Source organism: Idiomarina sp. H2, from assembly GCF_004364275.1.
In the GTDB taxonomy this organism is placed as follows: Bacteria; Pseudomonadota; Gammaproteobacteria; order Enterobacterales; family Alteromonadaceae; genus Idiomarina; species Idiomarina loihiensis.
Genome location: NZ_SNZY01000001.1, coordinates 222,168 through 239,366, shown reverse-complemented (window position 1 = coordinate 239,366; position 17,199 = coordinate 222,168). Strand labels below are relative to the sequence as shown.

The 17,199-nt window shown below is 45.7% G+C and carries 11 protein-coding genes; 7 read left to right on the top strand and 4 right to left on the bottom strand.

Annotated features, from left to right (window positions below; genetic code table 11):
* The first annotated feature begins 71 nt into the window (after positions 1–71).
* Positions 72–3,953 carry an EAL domain-containing protein gene (locus tag DET62_RS01175; protein ID WP_110012631.1) on the top strand — a complete coding sequence of 1,294 codons (3,882 nt, stop codon included), beginning with the start codon at positions 72–74 and terminating at the stop codon, positions 3,951–3,953.
* Positions 3,954–3,968: 15 nt separating this feature from the next.
* Here the strand turns inward: DET62_RS01175 and fadJ are convergent, their stop codons facing one another.
* On the bottom strand, positions 3,969–6,095 hold the full coding sequence (fadJ, locus tag DET62_RS01170; RefSeq protein ID WP_110012632.1) for a fatty acid oxidation complex subunit alpha FadJ: 2,127 nt from the start codon (positions 6,093–6,095) through the stop codon (positions 3,969–3,971).
* Positions 6,095–7,405 carry an acetyl-CoA C-acyltransferase FadI gene (fadI, locus tag DET62_RS01165; protein WP_034820090.1) on the bottom strand — a complete coding sequence of 437 codons (1,311 nt, stop codon included), beginning with the start codon at positions 7,403–7,405 and terminating at the stop codon, positions 6,095–6,097. The genes fadJ and fadI overlap by 1 nt, the downstream gene beginning before the upstream one ends.
* A 211-nt stretch (positions 7,406–7,616) precedes the next feature.
* On the opposite strand from fadI, the gene DET62_RS01160 reads away from it, so the two are divergent.
* From DET62_RS01160 to DET62_RS01135, 6 genes are read left to right on the top strand one after another with little or no spacing between them, the layout of a single operon-like run.
* Entirely contained in the window at positions 7,617–8,573 is a 957-nt protein-coding gene (locus tag DET62_RS01160) for a MoxR family ATPase (RefSeq protein ID WP_110012633.1), read from the top strand.
* Complete coding sequence (locus tag DET62_RS01155; protein ID WP_011234247.1) at positions 8,573–9,532, top strand: DUF58 domain-containing protein; 960 nt, start codon at positions 8,573–8,575, stop codon at positions 9,530–9,532. Before DET62_RS01160 ends, DET62_RS01155 begins: the two co-directional genes overlap by 1 nt.
* Positions 9,532–10,008: a DUF4381 domain-containing protein gene (locus tag DET62_RS01150; RefSeq protein ID WP_011234248.1), complete on the top strand. Its 477-nt coding sequence runs from the start codon at positions 9,532–9,534 to the stop codon at positions 10,006–10,008. The genes DET62_RS01155 and DET62_RS01150 overlap by 1 nt, the downstream gene beginning before the upstream one ends.
* Positions 10,001–10,984: a VWA domain-containing protein gene (locus DET62_RS01145; protein WP_011234249.1), complete on the top strand. Its 984-nt coding sequence runs from the start codon at positions 10,001–10,003 to the stop codon at positions 10,982–10,984. Before DET62_RS01150 ends, DET62_RS01145 begins: the two co-directional genes overlap by 8 nt.
* On the top strand, positions 10,981–12,813 hold the full coding sequence (locus DET62_RS01140; RefSeq protein WP_110012634.1) for a VWA domain-containing protein: 1,833 nt from the start codon (positions 10,981–10,983) through the stop codon (positions 12,811–12,813). The genes DET62_RS01145 and DET62_RS01140 overlap by 4 nt, the downstream gene beginning before the upstream one ends.
* Positions 12,807–14,537 carry a BatD family protein gene (locus tag DET62_RS01135; RefSeq protein ID WP_110012635.1) on the top strand — a complete coding sequence of 577 codons (1,731 nt, stop codon included), beginning with the start codon at positions 12,807–12,809 and terminating at the stop codon, positions 14,535–14,537. Before DET62_RS01140 ends, DET62_RS01135 begins: the two co-directional genes overlap by 7 nt.
* A 70-nt stretch (positions 14,538–14,607) precedes the next feature.
* Here the strand turns inward: DET62_RS01135 and DET62_RS01130 are convergent, their stop codons facing one another.
* Positions 14,608–16,476, bottom strand: a complete 1,869-nt coding sequence (locus DET62_RS01130; RefSeq protein ID WP_110012636.1) for a SurA N-terminal domain-containing protein — start codon at positions 16,474–16,476, stop codon at positions 14,608–14,610.
* A 153-nt stretch (positions 16,477–16,629) separates the two neighbouring features.
* A complete protein-coding gene (gene hupB / locus DET62_RS01125) occupies positions 16,630–16,902 on the bottom strand; it encodes a nucleoid-associated protein HU-beta (RefSeq protein ID WP_011234253.1) in 273 nt (90 codons plus the stop codon).
* Between the last annotated feature and the right edge of the window lie 297 nt (positions 16,903–17,199).

Here is a 17,199-nt window from a genome sequence, read left to right as displayed (position 1 = left end):
TACCTCTCTCGTTATCTTAACGATATATTAACAATAAAGAGCTGCTAAAGTAGCCATTCAATAGGTTTGTCGTGAATTTTACATTGCCTATCAGAACATTATGCTCTGCTCTTTTTCTATGTATTTTGTTATCCGGAAGCTTTAGCTTTCATGTTTACGCACAGCAGTCCCCCACAGACAATTCAGTACATCAATGGACCTTTAATGATGGCTTACCCAGCAACCATGTAAATGCTATAGCCCAGGGGCCTGAAGGTTTCTTGTGGATAGCGACAGTCAGCGGCTTAACTCGGTTCGATGGCAGCGAGTTCAAAAACGGTTTAGCCTTATCTGAGGCGAAGAAGCATTTGCTTCCAGATGATATCGAACATCTGTTTTTTGATGCATCGGGTGCACTATGGCTCGGAACTCACAGCGGTCTGGCAAAACTTCAGTTTTCATCAGAACATGAGCTTCATACGTTCGATTTAGCGGGTCATCAGTCTGGTGAACAGATTCGTATAAAGCACATATCAGAAGATGAAAAAGGCCGGTTACTGATTGCTACAAGCAGATTAATTTACCGCCACACTCCCGGAACAAAGGTTTTTGAACCATTAAATCTAAGCTATAACGGCAGTCCCATTCAGCAAGTCAACTATATTTATCACGGAAAGAAATGGAACTGGTTAAGTACTGATAATCAGGGGTTATTTGTTTGGGACGGGTTTTCCAGCGAAGTTTTTGCGGTTAGTAAACAAAACCCAATTACAGAAAAAATACCGAGCAGCCAGCTTTATGCTGCGGTTCACTTTCAGAATCAGCTATGGCTTGCAACAGAGCAAGGTTTGATTCTGCTGGACAAAGATTTACGTTTAACCCCCCTTCCAGATTACCTTAACAACATAGAGAGAGTTAATAATTTAGCATTAACTCAGAACAATTCCGCAATTTTACTCAGTACGGCAAATGGCCTTTATGAATTACGAAATGGGAAGCTCACCCTGCTACATAACGCACCCGCAGCCGCAGCTAAAGAAATTACCCGGGGAGATGTTTTTTTCTTAACCAATAATCAGGGCGTATTTCAAATAGACACGCCTTTTGCTCCGGCTACCCTTGCTTCCAATTTCAATAAAAAGCAAAGCTCAGCAAGCATTAACATTCCGCAACTGATGCAACAAGTATCAGCAGCAATACAAGATGACAACGGTAACTGGTGGTTAGCGACAGAGTTAGGGTTAGTATTTTACGATACAGTCAATGAAGAAATCTCGGAGCTTAATCACTACCCTGATGCCCAGTTTGAGATCAATAAAATGCGTTTATTCGCAAACCAACTTTATCTTGTTGATAATTCCGGAGCCCTATATCAGTACGATATTATTAATAGGGACTGGAATTCACTGGTAACGTCAGCATTATCGGCAACGCCCGATAATTTGAACTTAACGACGTTTAACCATTCGCTTTGGCTGCATACAAAGACCGAAGCCATCGAAATAAACGCATTTGGACAAGTCTCGCAGAAAAAGGTAATTTCTGTCGATAATGAACCGTTAGACAAACCACCCCATATTGATTTAGAAAGAGTCAATAATGCTACATTTATAGCAGACTTTACGGTTCCGTTTTCAGCAGCTCCGGCAGAGTTACGCTATCGCTACAAATTGAGTCATGCAGAAAATAATTGGCAAACTTTAGAGAGCAACAGGGCATCACTGCAACTATCTTCATTGCCCTCCGGATCTCATAAACTAGAAGTTCAGGTAGCTTATCGCGAAGACCGTTGGTCGCCATCGGCTGTGGCTCAGCTTGACGTGCCCGCTCCCTTTTGGAAAACGCCTTTAGCCTGGCTCGGCTACATACTTATCATTATCCTGTGCTTGTTCTCGTACTGGCTTTATCAACGCCAGCGTCAGGCGAAAATGCGCCACGACCTTAAACAATATCGGCGGCAGGCTCAAGGCGTCCTATCCAGCCGTTACCAATGCTGGGAGTGGGATCTCGAGTCAGGAGAGCTGATACGACAGAATATCTGGGACAACTGCCCTGCTTTCTCTATTGACGGTATACGGCTAGGCCTATCTGGAGGCAAGTCGAACGTGCATCCGGAAGATCTAAAACGACTACAAAAAAGCCTTGAAGACCATTTAAGTGGGGAGTCTGAGTTGTTCGAATGCAGCTACCGGTTGGACAATCAAGGCAATTGGCTATGGGTATTAGATAGAGGGAAAATCCAAGTTAACAATGAACGGCGAACCATGTTCGGTACGCTAAGTGATATAAGTAGTCTGGTAAGCTCTGAAGAACGAATTACAATGCTGGCCTCTTCGATTACGAATATATCTGATGGAATTTGCATCTTCGATCGCTTTTTCCGAAAACGCGAAGTCAATAATGCGTTTGAACGAATTAGCGGCTTCAGTCGTGACCAGGTGCTAGGTCAGTTATTAACGCTTGAGTGTTATCCCGAAAGCTTTGTTAATCAGATAAAGAGGTCGGTAATTAAAGAAGGAACCTGGCGTGGTGAAATCACCGATGTTAAAGCCAACGGTGAAGAGTTCCTGATGGAATTAACTCTTGATGCTGTTAGGGATGATAACGGCGAGGTGTCACTCATTGTTGCCAGTTTTTCGGATATCACCGAAAGGCGCCATACAGAAAACGAACTTCGACGCCTGTCAAACACAGATACATTAACCGGACTGCCTAACCGCTCTTACTTTCAGGTCAGTCATTCAAATCTAGTCAGGAAAAAGGTTTCACATACTTTATTACTCTTTGATTTAGATGACTTTAAGAAAATTAACGACTCCTTAGGTCATGAGATTGGTGACGAACTTTTATGTCAGGTTGCCGAGCGACTCATGGATATTGGTCGTCGACAGGATACTCTTTACCGTCTGGGTGGAGATGAGTTTGGTTTGCTCATTGAAGACAGCGTGGACATTAACCTAATTGGCGATTTAGCCAATCAAATTAACCTTAAGGTGGCAGAGCCCTACTTTATTGAGCAGCATGAAATTGTCATTGGCAGTTCCATTGGCATTGTACTTTACCCTCACGACGGTCAGACTTCACAAGAGCTTTTACAAAAAGCCGATATGGCCATGTATCATGCGAAGCAGCGTGGCGGAAACTGTTATCAGTTTTTCAGTCAGTCAATGAACGAAAACGCGGTCAAACGACTTAAGCTGGAAAATGAATTAAGAGCGGCATTGAAGTCTCATAATATTCGGGTTTACTACCAACCGAAAATAGAAATACACTCCGGGCATATTGCCGGACTAGAAGCACTGGCTCGCATTGAGAGTGAAGACGGCTCAATGATTAACCCGGCAGACTTCATTCCTCTGGCCGAAGAAACCGGGCTTATCATTCCCCTGGGCGAAGAAGTTTTACGGCTGGCATGCCGTGATATGAAGCGTTTTATGGCCTGTCAGGGCTCCCCGAAGAGCATCGCTGTTAATTTGTCTGCCCGACAGTTTATGCAGTCAAGTCTGGCCTTGCAAATTGAGCAAATTTTACGTGAAGAGGGGTTGCATCCTCGCCATGTTGAGTTTGAGATAACCGAAGGCATGGTCATGAGCGACCCTGAACGCGCCATTACTATGATGGAAAACCTATCTGATATGGGTGTAAAACTGGCTCTGGATGATTTTGGTACAGGTTACTCTTCGCTGTCGTACCTTAAGCGTTTTCCTATGAACAGCCTGAAAATTGATAAAGCCTTTGTTGATGACATAACCATCAACGACAAAGACCGTAATATGGTCGCGTCAATTATTGCAATGGCACATAACCTTGGCCTGAAGGTTGTTGCGGAAGGGGTTGAAACTAAAGCTCAGTTACAGACGTTAAAAAGCCTCAAATGCGAATACATTCAAGGCTTCTATTTTGCAAAACCAATGCCGGCTGATGCGTTAATTGAGTTTATTGAGCAGCACAACGAAGTAGCTGCTCAGGTTTAACGTTACTAATAAAGGCTATTGATAAAAATTCCAACCATTTTCCAGCATTTGCTTCAACAAAGGCGCAGGCGTGTATCGTTCGCCACGTTCTGCTGCCAGCTTCTCTAGCTTATTCACTATCGTTTCAAGCCCCTGGCTGTCCATATAACGGAATGGCCCGCCAAGGAAAGGTGGGAAACCGATACCGAAAATTGCACCAATATCACCGTCGCGAGGACTGCGAATAATCTCTTCCTGCAAACAGTAAGCAGCTTCATTCAGCATGGGCAATAAACAAATATCAATAATTTCGTCCGCAGACTTGCTCTCGTTCGGATCAATATCCAGCAAAGAATACACTGAAGTGTCTACCGGCTTACCCTTTACACTCTTGCCGTATTGATAAAAGCCTTTTTGGTTTTTCTTACCTTTACGGTCGTCGTCAATCAGCTTCTCAAAAGCTTCAGGCGCTTCAAAACGATCACCCAGCTCTTTCACCAAGACCGGAGCCACTTTTGCCGCAACATCGATACCAACCTCATCCAGTAAAGTAATTGGCCCCACCGGGAAACCAAATTTCACTAAGGTTTTATCGATATGCTCAATAGGCTCTCCGGCTAACAGTAAGCGCGCAGCTTCGTTCATGTAGGGCGCAAGAATTCGGTTTACATAGAATCCGGCACCATCTTTCACCACTATCGGAGTTTTACCCTGCTTCTTGGCCAGAGAAACCGTTGTGGCTATTGTCTTATCGGAAGTACCCGGATGGGTAATAATTTCCGCCAACGGCATTTTATCGACCGGAGAAAAATAGTGGAGCCCAATAACCTGTTCCGGGCGCTTGGCTTTAGCCGCTATTTGAGTAATAGGCAGTGAGCTCGTATTAGTTGCAAAAATGGTCGACTCGTCTGCGTGCTCCTCCACATCAGCAACCATTTTTTGCTTCAGGTTAAGGTCTTCAAATACCGCTTCAATAACCACATCGGTACGCTCAAATCCACTGTAATCAAGCGAACCGCTCAGCATTAGCATGGTCTTTTCAAGCTCGGCCCGGCGCATATGCCGACGCTTCACTTTTTTATCTAGACGCTCGTAACTGTAATGTAATGCATGTCGAATTCCGTCTTCAGCGATGTCCTTGATACGTGCAGGAATACCTGCTTTAGCCGCCGTAACATAGGCAATACCGCCGCCCATCAATCCACCACCTAAAACGCCAACCCGTTTGACCAAATCAGGTTTAACACCATCGGCGCCGGTTTCTTTTTTCATTTCTGTGGTGGCAAAGAAAATCTGGCGCAGCTGATAAGACTCTGGCGTCATTGCCAACTCACCAAAGCTACGGGCTTCCTTATCCAGGCCAGCTTCGCGGCCACGTTCAACACCTTCACGCACCGTCTGAATGATTTTATCAATTGCCGGGTAATTGCCCTGAGCTTTCTTCTGCGCCTGCTCACTGGCCTTTTTAAAGATAATGTCACGGCCAAACTTGGTCGCCTCCAGCACTTTACTAATGCCCTTAAGTGGCGGCTTAGTTGATTTTGGCTTACGTTTTAACGCGTGCTCAACGGCAACATCCAACAATATGCTTTGGGGAACAACCTCGGTGACAAGTCCTGCTTTCAAAGCCTGTTTAGCACGCAGTTCTTTACCGGTCAGGATCATCGTCAGTCCTTGCTGAACACCAACCAGTTCAGGCAGACGTTGCGTACCACCACTGCCCGGTAACAAGCCTAATTTCACTTCAGGTAAGCCCAGAGCTGTCTTGCTGTTGTCGGTACAAACTCTTACATGACAAGCCATGGCCAGTTCCAGTCCACCACCCAGGCAAGCTCCGTTAATAGCCGCAACCACAGGCACATTTAACTGCTCGATGCGATCAAACATAGCCTGCCCTTTTCGCGCCAGACTTTCTGCATCCACGGCATTTTCACAACCGTCTATCATGTTGATATCAGCACCGGCAATAAAGGAGCCTGGCTTACCACTAATAAAAACCACACCTTTGACTGAATCATCGCTTTCTAAGCGATTCATCAAACTGCCAACTTCTTCGGCAAATGAGTCTTTTAAGGTATTCATCGACTCACCAGGGACATCAATCGTAATTACAGCGACGCCGTCGTCCCTAACTTCCATAGTGAATGCTTTATCCTGACTCATTATTCTGTCTCCACAATCATTGCTGCACCCAGGCCACCGGCAGCACAAGCGGTTGTTAAACCGACACCACCACCGCGACGGCGCAATTCATTCAAAGTCTGTGTGATCATTCTGGTACCGGTTGCGGCAAATGGATGACCATAAGCAATGGAGCCGCCCAGCACGTTAAATTTATCCATATCGATTTCGCCAATGGCTTTATCACGACCCAGCTTCTCTTGCGCAAACTTATCACTGGCAAACATCTTCATATTCGCCAATGTTTGCGCTGCAAAAGCCTCGTGCATATCAATAAGGTCTAAATCGTTTAAGCTCATACCCGCGCGGTCTAAAGCCACCGGAGTCGAATAGGAAGGTCCCATCAGCATGTCTTCTTCCACCTGTAGGGCAGCAAAGGCATAACTGCGTAAGTAACCTAATACCGGCAACCCGAGTTCTTTCGCGCGGCTTTCGGTCATCATCATGACAGCAGAAGCTCCGTCAGTTAAAGGCGTGCTGTTCGCCGCAGTCACTGAACCATGCTTGCGATCGAATACCGGCTTTAATTTCGCCAGTTTTTCTATCTGGCTGTCACCGCGAATATTGTTGTCGCGGCTCAAATGCTGTTTATAAGGCTCAGGGTAAGCCGTCATCACTTCATCACTTAACCAACCAGCTTCCCATGCAGCATGAGCCTTTTGGTGCGATCTTACCGTTAGCTCGTCCTGGTCTTCACGGCTAATGTTATGCGTTTTCGCCATTTGTTCCGCCGTTTGTCCCATGCTTAGTCCGGTACTGTATTCTGCCACGGCCGGTGGTACAGGCAGTAAGTCTTTAAAACCCAAGCGCTTCAATATAGAAAACCGTTGCCCTAAGGTTTTTGCTTTATTTAAATCGACTAGAGCACGCGCCAGACGTTTACTGACACCAATAGGTAATACCGAAGATGAATCCGCACCACCAGCTATGCCGCCACGAATATGGCCAGCCACCATAGCTTCGGCAATATTAACCGCCGACTGAAAGCTTGTAGCACACGCGCGGGACACACTGTAAGCATCAGTACCAACAGGCAAACTGGTTCCCAATACTATTTCACGGGCAATGTTAGGCGCTTCCGGCATTTGCACAACCTGACCAAACACCAGTTGCTCAACCCAGTCACCGTCAATACCGGTTTTATTCACTAATTCCTGAACAACCATTTTACCTAAGTCGACTGCGGGTATGCCGTGAAAGTCCGTTGCTTGTTTCGCAAATGGTGTTCTTATACCCGCCACAAAGGCAATTCTTTCGCCATTTACGGTTAGCAAGCGTTGTGCTGCTGTCATAATAAATCCTCAATTCAAAAACCAATACTGGTCTGACCACAAATTATGTTACAAATTCTAGCCCGTAATAGAGCAGATTAAAACCACCGTTTTCGGTAAAGTATGCTGTATAGATTGAAATTTCGGAACAAAGACAGCATTGTTGCTGTCATTGCTATGCAGTACTGACAGCATAGTCAGTTTTCGCTGATAACGACAGCCTGGAGTAAACATGACCGCGACAGCGTTTCAAAAGCTACAAAATTACCTGAATCGGCAAGTGCTTGGACAGCCGGACTTCACTCAAAACCTTTTAATTGCCGTATTGGCTGACGGCCACCTGCTGGTAGAGGGACCTCCCGGCCTGGCTAAAACCCGTGCAGTACAAGCTTTAGCAAAAGGTATTGAAGGTGACTTCCATCGGGTGCAGTTCACTCCCGACTTATTGCCCGCCGATTTAACCGGTACCGACATTTTTCGTCCCGAAACTGGACAGTTTGAGTTTCAACAAGGCCCTTTGTTCCATAATTTAATTCTGGCCGATGAAATTAATCGGGCTCCAGCAAAAGTTCAGTCAGCTTTACTTGAAGCTATGGCAGAACGGCAAATTACGGTTGGTCAACGTAGCTACCCGCTTTCTGATCTTTTCATGGTACTAGCAACACAGAACCCTCTGGAGCAGGAAGGAACCTATCCACTTCCTGAGGCCCAGTTGGATCGTTTTCTATTGCATTTAAAACTCGACTATCCGGATGCCGATACTGAACAGCAAATTCTGCGTCTAACCCGAGGTGAAGCCTTATCAGGTGACCTCGATATACCGACTCCATTAACACAAAAGCAGCTATTCGACGCACGCCACGAAGTTTTGCAGCTGTATTTAGATGACGCTGTTGAGAACTATCTGGTTCAACTGATTATCGCAACACGTCAGCCGCAGCGCTACGATCAGAATTTAGCGCAATGGATAGGCTATGGTGCCAGCCCTCGTGCCACTATAGCGCTGGAGCGTTGCTCCAGAGCTAAAGCCTGGTTAGATGGCCGTGACTTTGTAACACCTGACGATGTCATTAGTGTTTTCCACAACGCTTTACGGCACCGGATTATTTTAAGTTATCAGGCAGAAGCCGACGGCGTATCGCATGATCAGGTTCTTGATACGATACTGAAACTTGTACCGGCACCATAATGTTAAGAACTGAAGTTGAACAATGGCTTAAGCAGTTGCACTGCGATGGAGTCAGTCCCGGTATTCAGGAACTTCTTTATTATCGCAGCAAGATCAATGCTTTTGCGCGCCATCATAAAAGTCTTCCACGCTCAAGCCAGACCGGCCCCTTGCTAAGCAAAAGCCGTGGTCGCGGAATGGAGTTTGATGAAGTACGACATTACCAGCCGGGCGATGATATCCGTTCCATTGACTGGCGGGTAACCGCACGAACCGGTAAAGCCCACACTAAGCTCTATCGCGAAGAAAAAGAGCGCCCGGTATTTATCTGGGTGGACTTGTCTCTGACTCAGCTTTTTGGCAGCCAATTTGTGTTCAAATCTGTTCAGGCCTGCCATTTAGCCGCGGCACTGGCCTGGCAGGCACAACATAAGGGTGATCGTATTGGAGGGCTCATTGGCAATGGCTGGCAACATCAGGAGCTAAAACCTATAGCCCGGCAAAAAGGCGTTCTACGTTTGTGTCATGCGCTTCTGGAAGTTCATAATGACAGCCTGACCCGTTGGCAAAACAAACAAAAACAGCAACAAAACACGCTGGACGATAACCTAAAGCGGATACGACAACTGGTTAAGCCTGGCAGCAGCATTCATGTTATCAGCGATTTTTATAACGCCAGCGAACGCTTTATGGATGGATTGCGCGTACTTTCCCAGCATAATTCGGTTCGTTGTTTTGGGCTTTACGACCCTATGGAGCATGAGTTACCCCAGGGGTACTCGTCGCATCCACTAGCAATTACCGATGGTCAGCAACAAGTCAGTATAAATCTAGCTGATCAACAGCAAAGAAAAACATATCAAAATGCCGCCGAGCTTCGTTGGAGCAATATTCAGCAAGAATTCAGGAAACGGAAGCTGGCTTTAACACCAATATCCAGTGCCTTACCGTTGGAACAGCAATGGGCAGAGGTAAAATAATGCAGCAACCGTCACTAAATAATCTTAATGATATTGTTGAGCCGGGAGCGGCGAGTTGGTGGCCGCCTTCGTGGCCGACAATTGCTATTGCCATAGCGCTTCTTGTCGGTACTGCTTTTTTTATTTTCTGGTTGATTCGGCGTCGACAGCAGTCGCACATACGCAAAATCGCGATCCGGCAGTTACAACAAGACAGAAACATAAGCATCGAAGAGCTTACGGTAATACTTAAGCGCACCGCGCTGGCATATTATCCCAGAGAATTCGTTGCGGAAAAACACAGTCGCCAATGGATAAGTTTTTTGCTCACTCCTCTGTCAGAAAAGGAAAAAGCAACTTATGAATCCTTGCTTAATGAGGCTAATAAAAACTTTTATGGCATTGCTGATAATAACTTTAATCAACAATACTACGAACTCGCTCACCTTTGGCTGAGCAAAGATTTGAGCAAACAACCCGGAGCCGAAGATGTTTGAATTTGCCTGGCCATGGATGTTTTGCCTACTGCCCTTACCCGCAATTATCTGGAAATGGTTTCCGGCCGTACGTAAAAATAGCTCGGCTATACGCCTTCCCAGTACTTACGGCTTAGTTAGCGGCAGTCAGAGCTCTGGTAAACGCTGGTTATTGTTACCGCTGATGAGTTTATGCTGGATCATGCTGGTCGCTGCGGTGGCTAAGCCTCAATGGTTGGGCGAGCCGCTAGCAATTCGGGCTGAAGGACGAGAAATTATGCTGGCTGTAGACTTATCTGGCAGTATGGAAATTGCAGATATGCAATTGGAAGGCCGCTCAGTGAACCGTCTAACTATGGTTAAGCACGTTTTGAGCGATTTCATTGAACGCCGCGAAGGTGACAGGCTCGGACTGATTCTATTTGCAGACACGGCCTATTTACAGACTCCCATGACTTACGATCGCAACACCGTAAAACAGATGCTTAATGAATCTGTACTCGGCTTAGTTGGCGAACGAACCGCGATAGGAGATGCTATTGCTTTGTCTGTGAAGCGCTTTCGAGACGACGAAAAGTCAAACCGGGTACTGGTACTACTAACCGATGGTCAGAACACAGCCGGTAACCTGCCCCCTGAGCAGGCACTTGAACTGGCTCAGGCTTACGATGTAACGATATACCCTATTGCGGTCGGTGCTGAAGAAGTAGTCGTTGATAGCTTTTTCGGGCAACGAAGAGTTAATCCAAGCCGCGACCTGGACGTACCTTTAATGCAAAGTATCGCTAAACAAACTGGTGGTAAGTACTTCCGTGCTCGCAGTACCAATGAACTCGAAGAAATTTATCAACGCCTGGACAAGCTGGAACCTATTGCTGGCGACCCTCAGCAACTAAGACCTCGAGTGAGTTTATTTTACTGGCCATTGGTAATAAGTTTTCTTCTGTTTATTGCGTTAGCCATGTTGCACTATCGACCATGGGGGAGACGTTCATGAGCGAATTTCACTTATTGCGCCCCTGGTGGTTACTGGCTTTAGTTCCAGTTGCACTACTGTATTGGCGTTTACTCTACAGTCAGAAACATCAGGCCGGATGGCATCAATGGCTCCCCGGGCACCTGTCAAAAGTATTGGTTAAGTCAGGGTCACAACCGTCTCTCTGGCCTGCCCACCGTTTTTTGTTAATTTCAGTTCTGGCAACACTGGCTCTTTGCGGGCCCACCTGGGAACGACTACCACAACCGGTTTACCAGCTTGAATCGGGACAGGTCGTGATTATGGACATGTCGCCATCGGTTTTAGCCGATGATATTGCCCCTAACCGTTTAACCAGAATGAGATACAAAGCCATTGATTTAGTCCGGGCAGGACTTGATGGTGATACCGGCCTTATTGCTTACGCCGACGATGCTTTTATCATCAGTCCGCTTACTGCCGATAACCGTAATTTAATAAATTTAATCCCATCACTGTCACCCGATATTATGCCGGCGCAAGGCAGTGAACCCTTGTTAGCTTTGAAGCTGGCTGACGATTTATTAAAAAATGCCGGCTACCCTCAGGGCGATATATACTGGCTTACCGACGGCATCAGTAGTAACGAACTCAACCAACTCAGTAGTTACTTGCGTTCTGTCGATCATAGGGTTTCTATTCTGGCGGTTGGTACTGAAGAAGGTGCTGCAATTCGCGATAGCTCAGGCCGTTTATTAAAAGACAACAATCAGGTCATTATTGCCAAAACTTATCCTTCACGATTATCCGATCTGGCTTCTATTACGGGAGGAGCCTTTTCATCAGTAACCGCCGACAATCGTGATATTGATAAACTCATAAACCAGGCACCACTGACGCGTGAAGGTAAAGACGGCGATGAACAACAGCAAGGAGACGCATGGCGTGATATGGGTCCTTACGTTGCCCTCTTTATCTTACCTATTATGTTGTTTAGCTGGCGTCGGGGCAGCCTGCTTAGCCCTTTATTACTCTCTATGTTATTGCCTTTAATCGGCTTCAGTCCCAATGTGCATGCTGCACAAGAATCCGTCTGGCAGAAGCAGTTGCTAAACCGTGAGCAACGTGCACAGCGTTTATATCAAGAAGAAGAATACCAACGGGCGGCTAACCTTAGCAGAACTCCGTTTCGTCAGGGCGCTGCTCTGTATCGCGATGGTGACTATGAAGCCGCCGCCGAAGCCTTTTCTCAAGGCGATTCGGCAGAGGCGCAATATAATTTAGGTAATGCACTGGCTAAGCAGCAACAATACGATGCGGCAATAGAAGCTTACGACAACGCTTTAGAACAACGCCCTGACTGGTCCCAGGCAGCCGAAAATAAGCAACTCGTTGAGCAATTGAAGCAACAGCAGGAATCAGAAGACTCCGGCGGTTCAGACGAATCCTCCAAGGAATCAGATTCTGATAAAAACGAATCGGATAAGAGTTCTGAGCAAAGTGGTGACGGCGAGGAACAACAAAATAATCAGTCCAATAACAGTGATGGGCCCCCTAATCCTGATGAAAGGGGTCAAGAGGATGGAGAGCCGGAGCCGGAACAAAAAGAACAGGAGCCTTCTCAAGAAGAACCCCAGGAGCAGCAACGCCAGGACACAAGCCCAGAAAGCCAGGAGGAATCCAGCCAACTACTTCAACAGAAGGTGCGCGAAGGCGAGATTGACCCTGAAAAAGCCCAACAACTGGAGCAGTGGATGAACCGGGTGCCGGATGACCCAAGTATACTGCTACGTAATAAAATGCTTCTGGAGAGCCAGAAACGGCGTCAGCGCAGAACCTCAGAACCCCAGGGAGACGATAAAAAATGGTAAGAGTATGGCGACACATTATCTTATTGATGAGCTTTTTACTTGTGAGCCAACTTGCTCACGCCGATGTCTCTGAGGTTACTGCTACGGTAGACCGTAATCCGGTTACGGCGAACGAATCCTTCGTATTAACGATAACCGTTGATGACGATGTTGCTAACGACAGCTTTTCGCCATCTAAACTACTAAAAGACTTCGTTGTAGGCAGAACATCGGTCAGTCGCCAGACATCAATGATCAACGGAAAACTTAGCAAACAGACGCGCTTTACAACCGTGCTTATTCCCCAGTCTGCCGGAGAATATAAAATCCCCGAAATTAGCATAGGTGGTGTCTCGTCGGCTCCTATTTCATTGCAAGTCCTGGAACCCGGCAACAAACAGGATAACGAACAGAAAATCGCTTTTCTGGAAGCTCGCGTAGACAATCAGCAAGTCTATCTGCAGCAGCCTATCACTTATGTTGCACGGCTATTTCTTGCGGCCGACTTGAACAAAGGAAACTTAATACCGCCTGAAGCAGAAAACGCCGACATTCAGCAAATTGGCAGGGATGAAGAAAGTACAGAAATGGTGAATGGCAGGCGCTATAAGGTTTATCAGCGTGTTTACCAAATAACGCCAAGCAAGTCAGGTTCTTTAAGTATCGCAGGCGCCCGTTTCGACGGCGAAGTTTTCACTCAAGGGCAACGCTCTATCTTTTCGTCTTTCTCCAACACACAGCCTGTCAGCACCATTGCTGAAACTATCGAGGTTGAGGTGCAGGCCGTCCCTGATAGCTGGCAAGGTCACTGGTTGCCTAGCGAGCTTGTCAGTGTTTCTCAATCCGTTTCGCCTGAGCAAGAAAGTTATACCGTAGGTGAACCTTTCACTATTTCCTATATGCTGACCGCTGTTGGTGTAAAACCAGAGCAGCTACCAGACGTTCGACCAAGCTTCCCCGATACGGTGAGAATTTATCCGGATGGCGATGAGACGGATCAATTTAGTCGCAACGGCGTTATTATCTCTCAAAAAACAATAAGCTTTGCGGTCGTCCCCAATCAGCCAGGACCATTAAGAATTCCGGCACTAAATATCCCCTGGTTTAATACCAAAACGGGCAAACCTGCATCGGCGGTAACCGAAGAGCTAAACTTTTCTGTCGCAATGGGTGACGGAATGCAATCTATTCCGAAGGCAAGTAATAATGCCGAAGCTAAAGCGACTGAAGAGCAGCAGCTAAATGATGAGGAAGTAACTCAAACTGAGGCGAAAACCCAATCAGTTGAATGGAATACCTGGATAGTTAGCTTACTCGCCCTGGTACTGATTGTTTCAATTATACTGAACGCGTACCTTCTCTGGAGTCGAAGCACAAGCTCTAAGAGCAAAGTATCGACGCGTAAAACAACAGAAGATAAACCTCACAATCTAAACAAAGACAAATTATGGAGAGAGTTTCAGCTAGCTTGCCGTAACAATAACGCACAAGAAGCAAAAGAGTTTTTGCTGAAATGGGCAAACCGCTATTTTGAACGCAGCTTTAATAGCATAACTGAGCTGTCTCAATATCTTTCAATAGAAAATGCATGCTCAAGCTTGCAACAAAGTCTTTATCAGCCGAAGGCTACCTCATGGCAGGATGGAAAAGTGCTTTATAAAGAAGTTAAGACCTCTATAGAAGCAAAAAAAAATATAACAACTACTAAAGACGTGTTGCCAAACTTGTACAGCAATAACGGATAAACTCACTACAATAGAAATAAAAAAAGGCTCAGACTTGTCACGGTCTGAGCCTTTTTTGCGATATCAACGTCTACGGAGTTGATAAACGTTTTATATCTGCGTCCGCTTTTAAGTTATTAATAAAGGCTTGCAACATAACCTGAGCCTGACGGTTCCGCATCTGACTCTTTAACTCGTCAAGTTGGCTGTCATCAGTACTTCCTGGAGAAACTTCGGTCAGTGCAACCACAGCAGCATCTCCATTCGGTAACGCAACCGTGTTAAAGACGCTCTCATCGCTTGCTGAAGGAGACATTGAGAATAGCTCACGTACAATAGTTCTTGGGTGCTCACCATTGTTACGCTGAATGCTATCTACCCAGACAATTTCGTCGCTCACCTCTTCACCCGCTTTCCAGGCTTGCATCCATTCATTAGCCTGCTCAAGCGCTAATTGCTGAGCTTTTTCTACGCGCAGTTCGGACACTATTTTTTCACGAACTTCGTCCAGCTCTTTTACTCGCACTGGTTGATGCTCAGTTACACGTACTACCAGTGACCGATCATCTGAAGTTTCAATAATATCGCTGTTCAACTTCTCTTTAATTAACTGCTCTGAAAATAGGTTATTGAGAACAACATCGTCGCTCAAGGGCGTTGGGGCTCTGTCACGAGTGAATAAATCGGAACGGCGTACAGTGGCTCCAATTTCTTCAGCAGCGGGCTCCAATGTGTCAGGTTGCTCAAAGCTAATTTCCGCCAGTTTCTGTTGTTTTTCAAAATAGCGATCTTCTGCCTTTTCGGTTAACAACTGTTGACGCACTTCGTCTTTCACTTCGCTAAATGGTGTTACTGAACCTTCGCGTAAATCGGTAAGTTTAATAATGTGGTAACCAAAGCTCGTTTCAACAACGTCTGATAAATCACCAACATTTTCTAACTCAAAAACGGAGGCATCGAAATCTTCATCCATCATTCCGGCTTCTATCCAACCTAGATCTCCGCCCTGCTCAGCTGAGAAAGTATCGTCTGAATAAGTTTGCGCTACCTCCGAGAAGTCCGCACCTTGTTTAAGTTCAGCAAGTGCTTCTTCAGCTTTCTTTTTAGCGTTATCAGTCTCGAACTCGATCAGAATATGAGAAACACGGCGCTCTTCTTCGGTCGAATATTGCTGCTGACGCTCATCATAATATTGACGCACTTCTTCATCTGAAATCTCAACTTCTGATTCAACAGCAGCTAAAGAGAGCTCAACATAGGCGACGCTGAGTTTTTCCTGAGTCCGGAACATATCTTGATTTTGCTGATAGAAGTTTTCGATATCCTGTTCTGCAATCTCTACCTGCTCTTCGAAACTTTTATTGCTTGCCACTAAAAAGCCGCCTGAACGCGACTGGCTTTGTAAGCGCATAAAGGCAATAGCTTCAGGTTCAAGCACGAACGCAGTCGCAGACAAGCCTCGTAGTAACTGATTTCGGGTCATATCCTGTTGCATCACTTTTGCGAAAGCTTCAGGGCTATAACCCGCATTACGCAAAGCCATCAGGTAAACATCGTTATCAAATTGTCCTGCTGTACGAAATTGAGAAATATCACGGATTGCAGCTTTTACCTGCTCAGGGCTCACTCTCATCCCGTTATCTTCAGCGTATTGCACTAAAAGCTCTTGTTCGATGAGTTGCTCTAATACTCCACTGCGTAAATTACGCATATAATCTGGATCGGAAGTAATAGCAGAAAACATATCACCAAACTGCTCTTGCAAGCGACTACGCTCATTTTCATAAGCACGATCGTAGTCACTACGAGGAATTTCTTCTCCATTAACTTTTGCGACAGCATCTTCTGTGTCACTAGTGATATAACCACCAACACCTGCTAATGCAAAAGTTAGAATGATTAACACAAGAATGGCCTTAGCAGTATAACTCTGCGAGCCTTCCCGAATCCGCTCTAACATAATAAGGCTTTCCTTATTTAACCTGAATAAACAACGTCACATTATAAGGTGATTCGTCTTAAAACTCACCATTCATACAAAAAAATAACCCGAGGTTTTATAAACCTCGGGCTACTATTATTATTCTTTAAAAAAAGCGCTAATGCGCTTTAATTAATTTACTGCGTCTTTCAGTGCTTTACCTGCTTTAAAAGAAGGAACTTTAGCAGCAGCGATCTGAATAGTCTCACCCGTTTGAGGGTTACGACCAGTACGAGCAGAACGCTCACGCACGCTAAACGTACCGAAGCCAACTAATGCGACTTGGTCATCTTTTTTTAGAGCATCAGTTACTGCATCGATCATAGAGTCCAGAGCACGACCAGCAGCAGCCTTAGAAATATCTGCACCTGCCGCGATTTTGTCAATAAGCTGAGACTTGTTCACAGTATCATCCCCTTAGATTGTTATTATCAAGTTTCCGTGGTTCCATTCGGATTTTAAAATGGGCCAGAACGGTTATATCAAGCTTGATTTAATTGTTCAAGCACCATTAGTCCAAATGGCTTTCCTATCCAGCTGTTCGTATGTCATACATGTGAATCAGCTATAAACTCTAGGCTACCACAGTCTTTTAGATTGAAAACCCTTTTTACTCACTTTTTAACGAAAAAATGCGGTCTGAAGCATGATTTCTCATCCGCAGACCGCATTCTAGTGCTTGAATATGACTTTAGTATTATA